The organism is Marinobacter similis, from assembly GCF_000830985.1.
In the GTDB taxonomy this organism is placed as follows: Bacteria; Pseudomonadota; Gammaproteobacteria; order Pseudomonadales; family Oleiphilaceae; genus Marinobacter; species Marinobacter similis.
Window position 1 is genome coordinate 2,286,529 of the sequence record NZ_CP007151.1, and the last position, 16,986, is coordinate 2,303,514.

Consider the following 16,986-nt stretch of genomic DNA (forward strand, 5'->3'; position numbering starts at 1 on the left):
TGAGCCTGGGGCGGCTGGTTTTTGTTGGAGAGGCGCAATGCAACATACCTATTCACACCGGGTCGGAGCGCGTACCTGGCACTTTCGGAACCTTGCGGACCTGATGGCCAAGGCCACGCCCGCTCGTTCCGGTGATCGGTTGGCCGGCGTGATGGCGGAGTCGGCGGAGGAACGCGTGGTCGCGCAGATGAGGCTGGCCGAACTGCCGCTTAGAGCATTTCTGTCCGAAGCACTGATTCCGTATGAGGAAGATGAGGTCACGCGGCTGATTCTGGACGAGCACGACGCCGCGGCCTTTCTGGCGGTCGCTCACCTGACCGTCGGCGATTTCAGGAACTGGTTGCTCAGTGATCACGCCACTCCCGAGGTGATGGAAGCCTGAGGCCTGGCTTGACACCGGAGATGGTGGCCGCGGTAAGCAAGCTGATGCGTAATCAGGACCTGATTCTGGTGGCCCGGAAGTGTCGGGTGCAGACCGCCTTTCGCAACACCATTGGCCTGCCCGGGCATCTTTCCACCCGGTTACAGCCCAATCACCCCACCGATGATATGGCGGGCATTGCCGCCAGCATTCTGGATGGCCTGCTCTACGGCAGCGGCGATGCAGTCATCGGTATAAATCCGGCCACTGATAACGTGGCCCAGGCCACCAAGTTGATGCGGCTGATGGACGACGTTATCAGCAAGTACGATATCCCGACCCAGTCCTGTGTGCTTACTCACGTGACCAACACCCTGGAGGCGATCGAGCAGGGGGCACCGGTTGATCTGGTGTTCCAGTCTATTGGCGGTACCGAAGCAACCAACAGCAGTTTTGGCTTCAGCCTTGCGACCCTGCAGGAGGCTCAGGACGCGGCGCTCTCACTGAATCGGGGCACGGTCGGCCAGAACGTCATGTACTTCGAAACCGGGCAGGGCAGTTCGTTGTCCGCCGACGCCCACCATGGTCTGGACCAGCAAACCTGCGAGGCTCGAGCCTACGCGGTTGCCCGGCGGTTCAACCCGTTGTTAGTGAATACGGTGGTGGGCTTTATCGGGCCGGAATACCTGTTTGATGGTAAGGAAATCATTCGGGCCGGGCTGGAGGACCACTTCTGCGGCAAGATGCTGGGCGTTCCGATGGGATGTGACATCTGCTACACCAATCACGCCGAAGCCGACCAGAACGACATGGACAATCTGCTGACCCTGCTCGGGGTGGCGGGCTGCACCTTCATCATGGGCATTCCGGCTCTGATGACATCATGCTGAACTACCAGACCACGTCTTTTCACGATGCGCTCTATGCCCGCCGGGCCCTGGACCTGAAGCCCGCGCCGGAATTTGAAGCCTGGCTGGAGCGGATGAACATCTTCGAAGACGTTGCCCGTTTTGAACCCAGCTCGGAGCTGCCGCAGGCGTTCAAGAACAGTCTCAAAGGGTTGTCCGGGGAGACCAGTCATGACTGATCACAGCAAAGATCTGGTTACCGCCAATGCCTGGCGCAAGCTGCGCCGCTATACCGATGCCCGTATTGGCCTGGGGCGCGCCGGAATAAGCCTGCCGACGTCGGAGCTGCTGGAGTTCCAACTGGCCCACGCCCGGGCCCGGGATGCAGTGCACTTCCCGCTGGCTGTGGGGCAACTGGTTGAATCCCTGAGTCATCTGGATAGTACGGCCTTTGCCTCCGAGCCGGTGTGCCTGCACAGCCAGGCGGCAGACCGATTTACCTATCTGCAACGTCCGGACCTGGGGCGACGCTTGTCACAATCCGCCCATGAGACTCTGCTTGCGGCGCAGGGTGAGGAGAAGCCGACGCCCGATCTGGCGGTGGTGGTTGTGGATGGTCTGTCGTCCTCTGCGGTGCAGACCAACGTCGCCCCCTTCCTTGAGCGTTTTCTGAGCGATCTCAAACAGGAACGGCAGTCGTGGCAGTTGGCACCTCTGACCATTGTTCAGCAGGGCCGGGTCGCCATTGGAGATGAAATCGGAGCTCTGTTACGGGCGCGCATGGTGGTGGTGCTCATAGGTGAGCGCCCTGGCCTGAGTGCGCCTGACAGCCTGGGCATCTATCTGACCTTCGAGCCGAAAGCTGGCCTGTCAGACGCCCATCGAAACTGTATTTCCAACGTCCGGCCAGCCGGACTCCGCTTTGAAGATGCCAGCCAACGCCTCCTGTATCTGATCCGTGAGGCCGACCGCCTGAAACTTTCAGGGGTCGGGCTCAAAGACCGGACTGAAGAGGTGGTGATCGAGAACAACCAAGCCAACAACAATTTTCTGACCAACTGACTTTTGACCTTTAAACCCAGAGAGATATTGGAGAATGCACATGTCTAATAGTGTTGATGACGAGTATTTGGCCAAGCGCCAATTAAAGAAGGGGACCGCCGGCTGGGTGTTGCTGGCGGGACTGGGGGTTTCCTATGTGATTTCCGGGGACTTTGCAGGCTGGAACTTTGGCATCGGAGAGGCAGGTTGGGGTGGCTTCGCGATTGCATGGCGCTGATGGCCGTGATGTATTTCGCCCTGGTGCTGTCTTTGGCCGAAATGTCCGCCGCCATTCCCGCCGCGGGCGGTGGCTACAGCTTCGCCCGTCACGCGATGGGCGCTACCGGTGGTTACCTGACCGGGTTGGCCGTTCTCATTGAGTACGCGCTGGCTCCGGCGGCCATTGTGATCTTTATCGGTGCTGCCGTAGAGGAGTTGCTGGGCGTCAATGGACCTGGGTATATGCCTTGTTCTACGCGGTGTTTGTCGGCATCCATCTGGCTGGCGTGGGCGAAGCGCTGAAGGTAATGATGGTGATCAGTGGCTTGGCCGTGTTCGCAATCCTCGCAACTGCGGTAGCTCTTGTCGGAGATTTCGATTCCGCCAACCTGTTTAACATCGCGCCGTCGGGGGAAGCCGGCACCAGTGAATTCCTGCCGTTTGGCTGGTACGGCGTGTGGGCGGCCTTGCCCTTTGCCATGTGGCTATTTCTGGCGGTAGAAGGGGTGCCCCTGGCCGCAGAGGAGGCCAAGGACCCCGGCCGGGATATGCCGCGCGGTATCATCGGTGCCATGGTGTTCCTGCTGTTCACGGCATTGCTGGTTGTCGTTTTGCTGGCCGGTGCTGCCGGTGCCCAAACCATCGGCGCCAGTGGCGTGCCCCTGGTCGATGCCCTGAAAGTCACGGGTAACCCGACCCTGGCGACGGTGATCAACGTTCTGGGGCTGGCGGGTCTTATTGCCTCGTTCTTTTCCATTATTTACGGCTATAGCCGACTGGTGTTTGCGTTGTCCCGAGCTGGCTATCTGCCCAAGGCACTGTCACTGACCAGCAAGCGCAAGGCGCCGATGTGGGCACTGATTGTTCCGGGTGCGTTTGGCTTCCTGGTGTCGCTCACTGGCGAAGGTGACCTGATTCTCGGCATGGCCGTGGTCGGAGCCACCATCTCCTACGCCCTGATGTCGGCGAGTCACATCCTGCTCAGGATTCGTCAGCCAGGACTGGCACGGCCCTACAAGACTCCCGGTGGAATCATGACGTCGGCCATTGCCCTGATTCTGTCGCTGGTGGCGATGACTGGGGTGTATGCCTTTGATCCTAGGGCGTTCAACTACACCATCGTTCTGTTTGTTGTCGGGGCGGTCTATTACTTCGCCTATGGCAAGAACCAGCTGGTGGCGAAATCCGCCGATGAAGAGCTGGCGCTGGTGCTGGACGCCGAGTCATCACTGGATGAAGAGGAAGCGGTAATCGCAAGGGCCAGGCCGTCAGAGGCCTGAGACCTGGCGCCCAGGGCTCTTTTTTTCGGTAGCTTAGATTTAGATAGAAAACGCCCGCCTCGTGCGGGCGTTCTCATGTCCAGACCGCTTCGATCAATGGGTAGCGGACACCGCGCCTCTGTCGTCCCCGGCTTGGGCCCGAGTTGAAATGACGGTTTCCGCCTGATCCGCCGACAGCGGCCGGGACAGTAAAAACCCCTGCACACAATCGTGGCCAGCGTCGGTCAGCAAATCCAGTTGGGCCTCGTGCTCGATGCCTTCAATGGCGATGTGGTAGCCAATCTCATTCAGCATCCCAATGATGGCGCGCAGGCGCTTAAGTTTGGCTGGTTTGGACTCGATTTCAGACACAATGCTCCGGTCCAGTTTGATCTCCTGGATGGACTCCAAATCAGTGATATACACAAAATTCGAAAAGCCGCTGCCAAAGTCGTCGATTGAGATTCGAACATCCATCGCCTGAAGTGAGTCGAGTCCCTGACGCAGTTCATCGTTGTGGTCTATCAGGCCGTGCTCGGTGATTTCCAGTGTCAGTTTGGGCCTGTTTACCGTGTCGTCCAGATTCGAGAGCAGGGCGCTGATCTGGCTGCGCGTGAGCAGGCTCATGTTGCTGGGATCAATGTTGATGGCGAAACGCAGGTTGCTGACCTGGGGGTGTTTCTTGTGCCATTCGGCGTAGTGAGCCAGAAAACGCCGGAACACCCAGAGGTCCAGATGTTTGGCAAAACCGGCGGAGCGGGCAATAGGCAAGAATCGATCAGGCGGTAACTGACCAAGCTCCGGATGCTGCCAGCGTACCAGTACTTCAAAACCGTCAACGATGGAGATATCCGAGGCTTTATAGATGGGTTGGAAATTGAGGTGCAGGCCTACGTCGATGTCTTCAATCAGACCCTTTTGAAGCGCGGCTTCCAATTGCAGCTGTTCCCAGAGTACGCCAGTGCGCTCAGGATCGACAAAGCCAACCTGTGCTTTGCCGCGCTGCTTGGCTTTGTACATGGCCAAGTCCGCATTGCGCAGAAGTAGCTCGGCCGAGTCTCCGTCTTCTGGGTAGATGGCCACGCCGACGCTGGCCGACAGCAGGAGATCGCCACTGTCCAGTCGATAAGGTTGGGAAATGGTCTCGATGATGCGCTGCGCAAACTGGTGTGCGTCAGAGGGCTGGGACAGTGAGTCCAGAATGAGTACGAACTCATCGCCGCTGATGCGCCCGAAGGTATCGTTCTCACGAATCATTCCACTCACGGTTTTGGCGAAATATTTCAGTACCATGTCCCCGGTTTTGTGGCCGAGGGTATCGTTGATGCGTTTAAAGTTGTCCATGTCCAGGAACATCAAGGCAAAGCGCTCGTCTTTTCGCCGTGCTCGGGCAACAGCTTCCTGAAGTCTTTCCCGAAACCGCGTCCGGTTTGGCAGATTGGTCAACGGATCGGTGGTCGCCAGTTGCTTTAGTTCTTGCTCACGCTGCTTGAGTTTCGTGATGTCGCTCGCCAGCATGACATAGTGCGGATCGATGTTGTCAGGGCCCCGAACCCGATTGATGGATACCAGCAGGGCGATAGGTTTTGGCTTGGACTGAAGCAGCAGTTGCCCCTGCCAGCGGTTCTGGCTCTTTACAGTGCGCCAAACGCTTTGGAAAGAGTGGTGTGTCTTGATCGTGCACAGGGAGGCGGCTGTTGTAAGGGGGGTGCCGAGCAAGTTGTTTCGGTTGGTTTTCAGTAGCCGGTTTGCAGCTGGATTAATATATTGGACTTCCTGATTCTCATTTAGAATCAGAATGCTCTCCTGGGTGTTCTCGAAAACGGAGCGTGAAAAAGCGCTGTCTTTCTCCGATTGCACCAGGTCGGTCACGTCTGTCTGAATACCGACAAAATAGGTCAGTTTGCTACCTTCGTAGATGGGGGAAAGGTCCAGCCGATTGTAGAATTCGGTGCCATCTTTGCGGTAGTTGACTATCTGACCACTAAAACTGCCGCCCTGCTTCACCGCTGTGGACAAACGTTTGCGGGTTCGAGTGCTGGTCGCAGGCCCCTGCAGGAATCGACAGTTTCGTCCAAACACTTCTTCTTTGGTGTAGCCGGTTATTTTGGTAAAGGCATCGTTGGCGTACACAATGGGCAAGGTTGGTGATGTAGCGTCCGCGATGGTGATGCCCTGTTGTGCTGCCTCCAGGGCTTTGCCTTGCAAATTGGATTGCGTAATAGACTCGTGGAGCCGCTGGGATGTCTCCATTAACTCGGTGTTGTTCCAGAAAATCAGCACGGCGCCATCGCGGTTACCATCGGGATTCTTGTAGGGCGTGACTGTCAGCCAGTATTTTTGTTCTCCCGTGATTTGAATGAACTCTTCTTTGCCCCGCTTGCAGGCCTCGTCGATGATCTTCGACAGGCTAGGTAACTCATACTCGGTTGTCAGCGCGGTGAGCCGTTGGCCCTGCAACCCATACTCAAATTTGAAGATTTCGTGGCAGGCGGTGTTGTGATGGATGATTCGGCAATCCTGATCAATCACCAGCATCGGATGCGGCAGGCTGTTTTGTATGTTCAGGAGATCGTTGTTGAGTTGGTTCAATGCCTCTGATTTGACTTGCAGCTCCTCATTGACGGTGACCAGCTCTTCATTACTGCTTTGTAGCTCTTCGTTGGCGGTTTCCAGTTCTTCATTGGTGCTTTGCAACTCCTCATTGGAAGATTGCAGCTCCTCGTTTACCGATTGCAGTTCCTCGTTGGAGGTCTGCAGCTCTTCCATGGCGGTTTGAAGATGTTCCCGATTGATGGAGAGCTCATGTTGCAACTGGATAATGGCCTGGGAGTCCCGGGTGGAGTCGCCGGGCAGGTCGAGACTGTTTGCCTCCTGGCGCTCATAGCGGATAAAGAACAGCTCTTGGCCGGTGTCGTCCAGATGCGAGACTTTAGCACCCTCGAAGAACACGAACGTGTCGCCGTCGTATATGGGCGCTGACCGGGCCGCGGTCTTGTTTTTCCGCAACCGATAAATGAGGCTTTTCAGCTCGGCAAGGTACTGAGGCGCTATAAGACCCTGAATGTTGTACGTGGGTTTGCCTTTTGCCACCTGGGTAATGGGGCTTAGGTCACCGTAGATGTATTGAATCTCCAGTGTTGCATCAACGACGAAGCCTTGGTCAATGATTTGGTCGGTGATCGCGTGGCGAACCGCTTGCTCCAATGTTTCGCTGGTCAGGGCTTCCTGTTTCCTTGCCGCTTTCGAGCGATTTTCGGTTCTGCGTTTGGCGTAGCTTTGGATGGCCTTGGCGGGTGAACCGGGAATTTTCCGGTACAGCTTGATACGCGGATCAACTGCTTCGTAACGGGTGGTTTTCGATACTCCCTCTGATTTCCCAAGCAACAGCAGTCCCTTCGGCTGTAAGCCGTAATGAAAGATGTCGAGAACTTTCTGCTGCAGGTCCTGTTTGAAATAGATCATGACATTGCGGCAGCTGATCATATCGAGATGAAGAAACGGCGGGTCCATGGTCAGGTTGTGGTGGGCAAACAGAATCCGTTCTTGAATAAAACCTTTGACCTGATAGCCCGCTCCCAGAGGCTGGAAATAAGTGTCCCGGACGTCCCGGTCGAGATCCTTCAGGCTGTAAGCTTCATAGTATCCCTTACGGGCGATATTGAGAGCGCCATCGTCAATGTCAGTAGCAAAAATCTGTATTCGAAGGGACTGGATTGCTGTTCCAAGAATCTGATCGAGCAAAATCGAGAGGGTATAGGCCTCTTCCCCAGTAGCACACCCGGACACCCAGATGCGGATTTCGTCACCGGGTACTTTGGTTCTCAGTAGCGATTCCAAATACGGTTTGACGGATTTAAAGATGGCTGGATCACGAAAGAAGGATGTGACTGAAATGATCAGGTCCTGATAGAGCAGTTGCAGTTCCTGCTGATCGTCAGCAGCGAATTGGCAATAGCTTTCAAGGCTGGTGTGATTGGTCGCAAGAACTCGTCGGGCGAGGCGCCTCTGTATCGTGTTGTTCTTGTATTGCAGGAAATCGACATTATATTTGCTTCGTAGGGCCTCGAACAGGGCTTCGGCTGGCCCGTGAGTCAGGACTGCAGGACTTTCCGGTGGCCTGAACGCTCTTTTGTCTCTGAAGTTGGCGACCAGCGCACCGATGTCCGCAGGTGCGAGTATGAAATCCACCGCGGTTGCGGCAATGGTAGCCTCTGGCATGCCATCATATTTTGCGGTTTCGGGACGCTGAGCAATCACAAAGCCGCCTTGAGCCTTCACTGCCCGGGCGCCGGACGCGCCATCGGAGCCGGTTCCGGACAGCACAATCGCGGCTGAGTGCGCTCCGAACGCTTCTGCCATTGACGTGAACAGCACGTTCGCTGATGGATGGGGTGACCCTGTTTTGGAGCTTTTCTTCAAAATAATTCTGCGGTCTTCCACAACACCATCGCACCCGGGGGGAATAACCAGCACTGTCCCCGAGATCAACGTTTGACCGGATTCGGCAACAGTAACGTCAAGCTCTGTTGCCTTGGACAGGATGGAAGACAGCAGGCTCTCATACTCAGGAGCGGTGTGCTGGGCAATGATCACCACCAAGCCATCCATATTTCCGAAGCTGCGAAGGGTGTCGGTCAGCGCCTCAAGTCCGCCGGCTGATGCGGCCATTCCCACCACTGTCAGGGAGGGTGCCGTCAGCGGGTTTTTATCAGTCATCCGTCGCATGTCCTCGTTCAATCAGTTGGTAAGGCTGAGCTTGTCTTTACGCTGCTTTGACCACTGGTTTTGGCGACGTACAACGCCTGTCGGGCCTGTCGGATAAACTGATCCATGCTCGCGACGGTGCCGTTAGACCGAGCACTGTGCAGGCCAAAAGAAATGGCAAAGGATGTGCCCGAAACCACCTGATCCCGGGCTTTGGCCGCTTCAAATTCGCGTCCAAGCTCAGTGACAATCTCAGCCGCTTGGTCCGGGAGGTTGTCGCGACAGAGTAATGCGAAATTATCGCCCTCCATTCTGAAAGCGATTGCTCCGTTGTGTCGGTCCGCAAACTCTGCGATCACCGACTCCACAAGCGTCAGGCAATGGTCGCCGGTTTCGAGACCATGTTCTGCGTTGACCTCCCTGAGCTTATCAATACCAATCCAGATCAGCGTCAATGTGGAATCGGCCCTGGAAGCCTTATGCCAGTAATCTCTGAGGTAACTGATAAAATCCCGTCTGGATTTAACGGTCCGCACCAGTCTTTTCGTGTGCTCTGACTGCCGGGCAAGCTCGGTTTCAATCAAGGCACCCATGCTCACCAGTAGCTCTCTTTCCAGCGGATCCAGCTCGCGAGGTTGTTGATCAAACAGACACAGGGTGCCAATCATTTGATGGTTTGGCGCCAAGATCCCCAAACCGGCGTAAAAACGGATTCCTGGCGCTTCCGCGACGTCGGGCAGGTTTTGGAAATAGGTGTGCGTCAGGGCGTCAGAAACTTCCAGAATGTCGATTTGCCGAACGGTCTGGTTGCAGAAGGTTTTGGAGCGTTGGAATTCGGCGACGGGTAAGCCAAAGGGCACCATGGTCGTTACCGTGTCCCGCTCGATGATGTTAAGCGATGCCATGGGTACACCCAACGCTTTGGCTGTCATCTCGACAATTCGGCTTAATTTATCGTACTGCCTGCCTATGCGGTTTTTCGCCTGGGCTACTGACCGTAATCGAACGGTTTCATCCGACTGGTCGTCTCCCGGCTGCCCGTTGTCCTTTGCTGCCTCGGTTTTATCGACTGAGGGCGTTTCATGAGCAGGCTTCGCAGTCTTTGTGCCTTGGGTCAGGAGATGTCGGGACGCGGCCTCTGGTGGCATCGGTTTGGCCAAAAGGTATCCCTGTACCTCCTCGCAGCCCTGCTGCAATAAGAAGTCCAGTTGCTCGCCGGTTTCAACGCCTTCCGCAATAACTTGGCAACCCAGGTTATGGGCCAGCGAGATGATGGTCTTGCAGATGGCTCCGTTTTCCTGGATATCGAGGCAACCATTCACGAAGCATTTATCAATCTTGATTCGATTAACCGGAAAATAGCGAAGATAGCTCAAGCTGCTAAAACCGGTTCCGAAATCATCAATGGCGATACCAAGCCCGGCACGCTTGAGGTCGTGAAGCTCATTCAGCACGCTTTCGGCATTATCCAGAGCAATCGTTTCGGTAATCTCAACTTCCAGGCTGTCTCCCGACAGCTGGAAATGTTCGAGGCATTCTTTAATTTTCTTTGTCAGCTCGCCCCGAAGAAATTGGACGCCTGATACATTGATGGCAACTGGAACAGTAGCCAGGCCCTGGTTTCGCCAGTCTCGGATCTGCCGGCAGGTTTCCCGGATGACCCAGTCACCGAGCACTGAGATGAAGCCAGACCGTTCTGCAGCTTCAACTAACAGGTTCGGAGCGATTGGGGGCGCATCGGGTGGAAACCATCGAAGCAACGCCTCCATGCCAATCAGACGCTGGTCATTGGTAGCGAACTGGGGCTGATAATACAGGCAGATCTCACCGGCGCTCAGAGCCTCCGGAATTTGATCGGCCAGCAGGAGCGAGTTGCTTTCCGAGAGGTGGTCCAGGGGGTTAAAAATCCGGAAAGTGGCGCGTCCACACCGTTTGGCTTCGTACATCGCGGAATCAGCGGCTTTGAGAAGGTCTACCGATGTTGTGCCGTGGGAGGGCGCGAAGGCGGCGCCGACACTGACCGTTGGTTGAACGGTGCTTTGTTGCAATGGCAATTTTTCGGACAGCATGGTGATCAGGTCGTTGATCCAGGCAGCAAATGAAGCGCTCTGGCTGGCCCCTGGAATAGCGATGACGAATTCGTCTCCCCCGAACCTGGCGGTCAGCATATCCGTGGTGGCTGCGGCTTGATTCGGCTGGCGATGGCTTTCAAGACCGCATCACCGCCCATATGGTTGAAGGCATCGTTGAAACGTTTGAAGTGGTCAATGTCGATAAGGATAACGGCAACAGACTGCGCGTTTCTCTGCGAATTTTGCAAAAGATCAACAAGGTTGGTTTCGAAACAGCTCCGGTTGCAAAGCCCGGTCAGGTGATCATGTGTGGCCTTGTGACGAAGCTCTTCCCGTAGGCTGAATTCTTCGGTGACATCCGCCTGAATACCGGCAACGTGATCAGGATTTCCGGAGTCATCTAGATAGAACTGCCCTTTTGACCACAGCCAGTGAGTGCTGTTGTCGGGCCATTGCACTCTGAAGCAAAGATCGTATTCCTCGCCGCCTCGCATGGCGTTCGTGTAGACAGCGTTTACCCTGGCACGATCTTGATCGATAACGTGATTGAGGAACGTATCGTAACTCCAGTTTTTTTGGAGTTGAGAGTAGCCGAAGCACTGATCGTGTAACAGCGAGCGCCGGGTTTCGTTGCGCTTGATGTCCATGTCCCAGGTACCAATGCCAGCAGCTTCCAACGCCAATCGGTAGCGTTCCTCGTTTTCACGAATTTTTGCGATCGCTTGCTCGTTGCTGCCAATGGGGCTGAGCTTAACCAGGTGCCCACCGTCGGATTGGCGATATGCAGTGGCGACAACGCCCTGTTGTTTTCCATTGCTTTGAACTATGGGGATTTGGCAGGAATACAGGGAGCGACCGTGCGGGCCAGCCAGGAGCGTCTGCAACCTCACATCATCCTTGATACCGAGGCCTTCAAGGCCTATTTGGCAAAGCTGGCTTTCGGAATAGCCAGAAGACTTTGAATGAACGAATTGGCACCAATTACGGCTTGGTGTTCATCCAGGCTAAGCAACGCGACGTTTTGGTCGGCACAAAGCCAGTTCACGGCCGAGTCGACGACGGGGGTGGGAGACTTCACAACGAGTCACCTCTCCTCGGAGGCGCTTGAAAGTCGCCACCATGCACATCTTCCGGCGAACAGAGCAGATGTGTGTGAGTGGGTTAGTCGTCCTGGACCTGCCGGAATATACAGATATTCATTTATTAGTTTTGTTGCATTTAACAAGTATATGCTGAGGGCGCCAAAATCACCAGCGGTTCACACATCCAGCTCGTTGACGTTAAAACCGGGCCCCTTCTACATTGTTGCGCTGACGGTGGTGAGTCAGCGCAACACTGGCTGCAGCTAGTACGATGAAGAGCAGGATGCCTTTGGGCACCAGGGCGTGAATCTCAGGATTCGGTGCGGTGCTGGCAGTGACCAGGATCAGGCCCAGAACGTTACGCGCCAGGCGAACGGCAAGCAGCGTGCACAGATAGCCCGACTGGAGCGCGGCTTCGGGCGAGCGAAGGCAGCGGCCAAGTGTTGGCATCAGGTGCACGGTGTTTAGAAGCAGAACGGTGAAGATAACAACTTGAGCTATATTGAAAAACGTCATAATAAGAAGAAAGTGACATCAATAATGGGTTAAGAAGGTGGCTGTAATTATCCTCGATTGATCACTTTTAATCCAGTTTGCCCTCCCGGTATCAGCGCCAGGCTCGCGCTAGCCTTCCCCCTGAACTCTTCTCTGAACCTCTCTCGTGCGATTCCAGAATTCCTGCGTTGATGTTTTTTTAATCGACAACGAAAAACTATAGCGCTGGTTAGAAAAAGCTAATAGTGACAACCGTGTACGGCTGCTAAAACTGTAGACATAGAAGCTGGCGGAATTCCTGGAAGAACCAGGGCGGCAAAGTTTTTTTGCTGTGCCCATCTCAGGAGGCTGCCGGATTGTGAACTTGGTCTATCTTGGATAGACCAACGATAATGTTGCACACCCGGAGAGAGTTATGACTTCAAGTACGAATCAATCAGGTGCTGGCAAGTGCCCGGTGATGCACGGCGCCCAGACTAAAATGGACAGCCGTGGCCCCTCTGTAGCGGATTGGTGGCCGAACCAGCTGAACCTGAACATCCTGCATCAGCATTCGCCTCGCTCCAATCCACTGGGTGAGGATTTCGATTACGCCGAAGAGTTCAAGAAGCTGGATCTGGCCGCGGTTAAGAAAGACCTGGCCGACCTGATGACCGACTCCAAGGATTGGTGGCCGGCGGACTACGGCCACTATGGCGCCTTCTTTATCCGTATGACCTGGCACAGTGCTGGTACCTACCGTCAGGGCGATGGCCGTGGTGGCGCCGCCACCGGCAACCAGCGGTTTGCTCCGATCAACAGCTGGCCTGACAACGGCAACCTCGACAAGGCGCGCCGTTTGCTCTGGCCGATCAAGCAGAAATATGGCAACAAACTGTCCTGGGCCGATCTGTTCATCCTGACTGGCAACGTGGCCATGGAAACCATGGGCTTCAAAACCTTTGGTTTCGGCGGCGGCCGGGCCGATATTTACCAGCCGGAAGAAGACATCTACTGGGGCGCCGAGCACGAATGGCTGGCCACCAGTGACAAGGCTGACAGCCGCTATTCCGGTGAACGGGACCTTGAGAACCCGCTGGCCGCGGTGCAGATGGGTCTGATTTACGTAAACCCGGAAGGCCCGGACGGTAACCCTGATCCGCTGGCCTCGGCTCACGATATTCGGGAAACCTTCGCCCGCATGGCGATGAACGACTACGAGACCGTAGCCCTGACCGCCGGTGGCCATACCTTCGGCAAAACCCATGGTGCCGGTGACCCCGCGCATGTGGGTCCGGAACCCGAAGCTGCTCCGATGGAGGAAATGGGCCTGGGCTGGAGAAACAGCTACGGCACCGGCAAAGGGCGGGATGCCATCACCAGTGGCCTGGAAGGCGCCTGGACCGCCAACCCGACCAAGTGGGACATGGGTTACTTTGACGTGCTGTTCAAGTACGACTGGGAACTGACCAAGAGCCCGGCTGGCGCCAACCAGTGGAAGCCGGTGGGACTGACTGAAAGCGATATGGCACCGGACCCGGAAGATCCGTCCAAGAAAGTGCCGATCATGATGTCGACCGCCGACATGGCAATGAAGATGGATCCGGAGTACCGCAAGATCTCCGAGCACTTCCACAAGAACCCGGAAGAGTTCGCGGATGCTTTTGCCCGGGCCTGGTTCAAACTGACCCACCGGGACATGGGCCCGAAGGTTCGCTACCTCGGCCCGGAAGTGCCGGCTGAAGATCTGATCTGGCAGGACCCGGTACCGCCCGTAAGCCATGAATTGGTGAACTCCCAGGACATCGCCGATCTGAAGGGCAAGATTCTGGATTCCGGATTGTCCGTGTCTGAGCTGGTTTCGACTGCCTGGTGCTCTGCGTCCACATTCCGCGGCTCTGATATGCGCGGTGGCGCCAACGGCGCACGTATCCGGCTGGCGCCCCAGAAAGACTGGGAGTCCAACGAGCCACAGAAACTGGCGAAAGTGCTGCAGACTCTGGAAGGCATTCAGAAGGCGTTCAATGACGCGCAGACTGGCAACAAGCAGGTGTCCCTGGCCGATCTGATCGTACTGGGTGGCGCGGCAGCCGTTGAGAAGGCGGCGAAAGACGCTGGTCATAAGATTGTCGTCGAGTTTGTCCCGGGCCGCACTGACGCCACCGATGAGCAGACCGATGCCGATTCGTTCGAGTCGCTGAAGCCGGAAGCTGACGGGTTCCGCAACTATCGCCGGGCCCGGTTCACGGTCTCAGACGAAGAGATGCTGGTTGATCGGGCGCAGTTGTTGGGCCTGAGTGCACCGGAAATGACAGTGCTGGTGGGTGGCATGCGCGCGTTGGATGCCAACTACAAGCAGACCAAGCACGGCGTGCTGACCAAGAATCCTGGCCAGCTCACGAACGATTTCTTCGTGAACCTGACTGACCTGGAGACCGAGTGGAAGCCAACCTCCGACGACCCCGATGTCTTCGAAGGCCGCGACCGCAAGAGTGGTGACGTCAAATGGACCGGTACCCGCGTGGATCTGATCTTCGGCTCGAACTCGCAATTGCGGGCGATCTCCGAAATCTACGCTCAGGCTGATTCGAAAGAGAAGTTCGTTAAGGACTTCGTGGCTGCCTGGAACAAGGTGATGAACGCGGACAGATTTGATCTGGCTGATAAAGAGCAGTCTGAACAAAAGAAGTAAGTCGATGAGCGTGGCAAGCGATTTGCCACGCTCATTCGATCCCAGCCAACTCTCCCGGCTGTGGTTCGGGTAGCCTTAACAAACCTACTTGCAATACCTCGAATAGCTCACGCCAGATCTTGTCGCCCGCCGGGGCACAGACTAAATTCAAATAGGTGGGCACCAATAATTTAGATTTTTTCAAACCTTGAGTGCTCCGAAATTTAACTCTCTGCGTAAAAGGAGTATCAGTTTTGCTGGTATCAGTTAGTTCCTTTGGGAAATCAAATTGTTGGCAGGTAGGCCATGACACTCATCAAATCAGTATATTCGAATCTCAACAGGCGGTTTTTTCGCCCTGAACTGGCAAAAGAGATACATAAAAGGGCGAGGGATATTCCTTTTCTCGGCATTCTGACGGCGTCCTTTATTGCCTTCCTGTTCCACCCTTTTGTTGGCGCATTAAACGCAGGAATATGGGTGGCAACCTTTATCCTGATTTACCTCTCTGCCTATTGGTTTCTATTCAGGAACCGGTGCACCCCAAGCCAAAAAAACTACTCAACCTGGACGTTGAAATTCTTGGCCTTCTTCGGCTCCTTTGCATTGATGTGGGCTACGTTTGCCTACATGGCTATGCCCGAGTTGGGAGAGTGGCAACGGCTGAGCCTTTTGATGATGCTGTTTGGCATTGTCGCCCTGCCGGCCCCGGTGTTCAGCTTGTGCTTGCCCATTGCGGTTTTCCATCCCACCACGATGCTCCTGCCCAGCATTCTGATGTGCGTGCTCCAGCACGGGTATTTTGACCTGCATATGCTGGCCAGCCTGATTCTTCTCGGCGGCGGCGTGGTGTTTGTGGTCAAGCAGGTGGCCACCGGACAACGGATTCTGCGCTCGGTAGACGACAAACGTGCCTTGTCGACGAGCATGAGCACCATTGAAAAGTTGATCAACGAAAAGTACATCGACCGGTTACCGGGTTGCTGAATGGGGACGGCCTGCAAGAGCAATTGCCGAATATGGCCGGTAGCCCTCTCACGATTCTTGCGATCAAGGTCGATGGTATCGAGGACATGTATTCTCTGCATGGCAAAGGCATTGCCGACAGTATCGTATGGTCGATTGCTCATCGCCTGATGAGTCGCAAGAAACCTATGGCGTTTCTCGCTCATACCGGTCTGGGCGAATTTATCCTCGTAACGCCCAGTGCTAAGTGCAAGGAATTGCGGGGTAAGGCGAGGCCCATTTTTGAGTTGTTTTCGACTCCGTTTGTCACCGATCTCGGCGATGTCTCGTTTAAAGTCTCAGTCGGAGCGGCTTTCAGCGAAAAGGAGGGGGGCGCGGCTACCCAGGCGGTCAGTGATGCGGTTGCCGCCATGAGAATAGCGTGCTGGGAGCAAGGAAATTCGTTTCAGCAGTATGATGAGTTATTGGGAACAAAACTGAGCCAGCAATTTAGCATACGTTCACAGCTGCATAAGGCCATCGAGAACAACGAATTCGCCCTGCACCTGCAGCCCAAGGTTGACCTTGGAAGCGGCGTGGTAAATAGCGCCGAGGCCCTGATCCGTTGGAATAGCCCTGAATTGGGCAGGGTCAGTCCCGCGGAATTCATCCCGGTTGCTGAATCAACCGGCGATATTATTCCGCTGGGGCGCTGGGTGCTCCAGGAAGCCGCGCGGCTGGTTCAAAATCCGAAGCTTCCGGCCTCGTTTTCCATTGCGGTCAATTTGTCCTCAAAGCAGTTTTCCGACCCTGCACTGTTAAGCCAGCTTAAGCAGATACACAAGCGGCTGAAAGGAACTTCCCGCAGTCTTGAATTGGAGATCACGGAAAGCATGGTGATGGCCGAAAGTGCGGACATCAATCGCACGCTGACCAAGATCAAAGCGATGGGGTTCAAGATAGCGTTGGACGATTTTGGTACCGGATATTCGTCGCTCAGCTACCTGTCCCGACTGCAGGCCGACACCCTGAAACTGGATAAATCCTTCATCGACCCGATTCCGAATGATCAGCAGCACGCAGACTTTGTCGCCTCGATTATCCAGATGGTCAAAGCCCTCAAACTAAAACTGGTTGCTGAGGGCATTGAATCCGAGGAGCAGTTCAACTGGTTCGCCGCGCAAGAATGTGACGAGGCACAAGGGTTCTTCCTGGCCCGCCCTCTGGATTTCGACGCGTTTCTTGCGTCGTTGCCGCTAGGCAGAGCTCAGGTGGATATTCCCAAGCCTGCCTAGACTGGCTGAGTG

The 16,986-nt window shown here is 55.5% G+C and carries 8 protein-coding genes and 2 pseudogenes; 6 read left to right on the top strand and 4 right to left on the bottom strand.

Going from position 1 to position 16,986, the window contains the following annotated elements:
* The first annotated feature begins 37 nt into the window (after window positions 1-37).
* From AU14_RS10605 to eat, 3 genes and pseudogenes are all read left to right on the top strand, one after another.
* A pseudogene (locus AU14_RS10605) lies at window positions 38-1,448 on the top strand (ethanolamine ammonia-lyase subunit EutB).
* Window positions 1,441-2,271 (top strand): ethanolamine ammonia-lyase subunit EutC, encoded by an 831-nt coding sequence (eutC, locus tag AU14_RS10610; protein WP_041340727.1) that lies wholly within the window; start codon window positions 1,441-1,443, stop codon window positions 2,269-2,271. The pseudogene AU14_RS10605 and the gene eutC overlap by 8 nt, the downstream one beginning before the upstream one ends.
* Window positions 2,272-2,305: 34 nt before the next feature.
* Window positions 2,306-3,749, top strand: a pseudogene (eat, locus tag AU14_RS10615) (ethanolamine permease).
* 93 nt (window positions 3,750-3,842) lie between these two features.
* Here the strand turns inward: eat and AU14_RS10620 are convergent.
* From AU14_RS10620 to AU14_RS10630, 4 genes are all read right to left on the bottom strand, one after another.
* Window positions 3,843-8,447: an EAL domain-containing protein gene (locus AU14_RS10620; RefSeq protein ID WP_158498314.1), complete on the bottom strand. Its 4,605-nt coding sequence runs from the start codon at window positions 8,445-8,447 to the stop codon at window positions 3,843-3,845.
* A gap of 17 nt (window positions 8,448-8,464) precedes the next feature.
* The gene (locus tag AU14_RS18645; RefSeq protein WP_052472018.1) at window positions 8,465-10,603 is read right to left on the bottom strand and encodes an EAL domain-containing protein; all 2,139 of its coding nucleotides are present in this window, start codon (window positions 10,601-10,603) and stop codon (window positions 8,465-8,467) included.
* Window positions 10,597-11,190, bottom strand: a complete 594-nt coding sequence (locus tag AU14_RS18650) for a sensor domain-containing diguanylate cyclase (protein ID WP_148312735.1) — start codon at window positions 11,188-11,190, stop codon at window positions 10,597-10,599. The genes AU14_RS18645 and AU14_RS18650 overlap by 7 nt, the downstream gene beginning before the upstream one ends.
* A 597-nt stretch (window positions 11,191-11,787) precedes the next feature.
* A complete protein-coding gene (locus AU14_RS10630; protein ID WP_236743983.1) occupies window positions 11,788-12,039 on the bottom strand; it encodes a hypothetical protein in 252 nt (83 codons plus the stop codon).
* Window positions 12,040-12,499: 460 nt separating this feature from the next.
* Here AU14_RS10630 and katG point away from each other — a divergent pair, with 460 nt between their 5' ends.
* From katG to AU14_RS10645, 3 genes are all read left to right on the top strand, one after another.
* Window positions 12,500-14,755: a catalase/peroxidase HPI gene (gene katG / locus AU14_RS10635; protein ID WP_201773470.1), complete on the top strand. Its 2,256-nt coding sequence runs from the start codon at window positions 12,500-12,502 to the stop codon at window positions 14,753-14,755.
* A gap of 285 nt (window positions 14,756-15,040) precedes the next feature.
* Window positions 15,041-15,721 (top strand): hypothetical protein, encoded by a 681-nt coding sequence (locus AU14_RS10640; protein WP_148312736.1) that lies wholly within the window; start codon window positions 15,041-15,043, stop codon window positions 15,719-15,721.
* Window positions 15,715-16,974, top strand: coding sequence for a putative bifunctional diguanylate cyclase/phosphodiesterase (locus AU14_RS10645; protein ID WP_148312737.1), 1,260 nt, complete (start codon window positions 15,715-15,717; stop codon window positions 16,972-16,974). Before AU14_RS10640 ends, AU14_RS10645 begins: the two co-directional genes overlap by 7 nt.
* Window positions 16,975-16,986: the final 12 nt, after the last annotated feature.

Excerpts from the sequence above, each read along its gene's own strand:
- eutC (WP_041340727.1), top strand. The coding sequence starts at position 1,441 with ATGACTGATCACAGCAAAGATCTGGTTACCGCCAATGCCTGGCGCAAG.
- AU14_RS10620 (WP_158498314.1), bottom strand. The coding sequence starts at position 8,447 with ATGACTGATAAAAACCCGCTGACGGCACCCTCCCTGACAGTGGTGGGA.
- AU14_RS18645 (WP_052472018.1), bottom strand. The coding sequence starts at position 10,603 with ATGCTGACCGCCAGGTTCGGGGGAGACGAATTCGTCATCGCTATTCCA.
- AU14_RS10630 (WP_236743983.1), bottom strand. The coding sequence starts at position 12,039 with ATGCCAACACTTGGCCGCTGCCTTCGCTCGCCCGAAGCCGCGCTCCAG.
- katG (WP_201773470.1), top strand. The coding sequence starts at position 12,500 with ATGACTTCAAGTACGAATCAATCAGGTGCTGGCAAGTGCCCGGTGATG.
- AU14_RS10640 (WP_148312736.1), top strand. The coding sequence starts at position 15,041 with ATGACACTCATCAAATCAGTATATTCGAATCTCAACAGGCGGTTTTTT.